Below are 1,190 nucleotides of genomic sequence, written 5' to 3'. Positions count from 1 at the left end.
TGGCCACCCGCCTCAATTGAATCCAGCTTAAACTTATCTGCCTTGTACCAGTTATTAACTCGAACGTGGTCTTCACTTCCCAGCACATAAATATCGAGATGGTTGTTCGTCTTTTTGAACCATACATCATCGACATCACCTACACTTTCCAAACTAAGTTTGTCAGTATCAGTCGCGAAGTTATTTGAAGCGTTATTAATACGATCATAGCCATCACCAGTTTGGTAGTAATAGGTATCATGGCCTTTACCACCCACCAACAAATCGTTACCTTCATTCCCGTAAAGCTTATCAGAGCCATTAGCACCTTTTAGTGTATCTGCTCCCAAGCCGCCATATAGAGAGTCGGCACCGCCACCACCGTGTAGCGTGTCGTTGCCTTCATATCCATATAGAACGTCCTTTCCACCTTTGGCTGCGAGGTTATCGTTATTATTTCCACCCTCTAAAGTTTCTGCAGCACCAGTTCCAACAATAGTAATTGGATCATCCTCAGTTGAGTTTACAGTTACTGCGACGGTTGAATTGGCGACTCCACCATTACCGTCCGAAACTTCGTAGGTGATTGAATCTTCTCCTACGAAATTAGCGCTAGGCGTATATGAGATAGTTCCATCACCATTGATAGCTACGACACCGCTAATCGCCGCAGCAGCCACAACAGATAAACTATCACCATCAATATCACTATCGTTCACAAGAACATCGATAACAACTGCCGTATCTTCATCAGTAACAGCTGTATCAGATATTGATACCGGCGCATCATTTTCAGGGTTGACCGTGACGGATACCGATGAGGTCGCCGTGCCACCGTTACCGTCTGAGACCTCATAGCTAATGCTATCAAGACCATTAAAGTCTGAATTTGGCGCATAACTTAGTGTGCCATCGCCATTTATCGCAACTGCACCGTTTGACGCTGATGCTGAGCTAATGCTCAAACTATCTCCGTCGATATCGCCATCATTCGCTAACACATCAATGGTGACAGAAGCATCTTCCTGCGTTACAGCGGTATCGACTACAGCAACTGGTNCATCATTTTCGGGGTTAACCGTGACGGATACCGACGAGGCCCCCGTGCCACCGTTACCGTCTGAGATTTCATAGCTAATGCTATCTAAGCCGTTGAAATCTGCATTAGGTGTATAGTTCAGTGTGCCATCGCCATTAATCACAACAGCACC

The 1,190-nt window shown here is 45.7% G+C and carries 1 protein-coding gene; it reads right to left on the bottom strand.

What is annotated here, in order from left to right; translation table 11 throughout:
* Positions 1 to 1,190 (bottom strand): cadherin-like domain-containing protein (locus A3729_RS05330; RefSeq protein WP_156497691.1); only part of this gene is annotated, 1,190 nt, incomplete at both ends.

Source organism: Oleiphilus sp. HI0043 (genome assembly GCF_001634935.1).
This window is presented reverse-complemented; position numbering and strand designations above follow the sequence as displayed.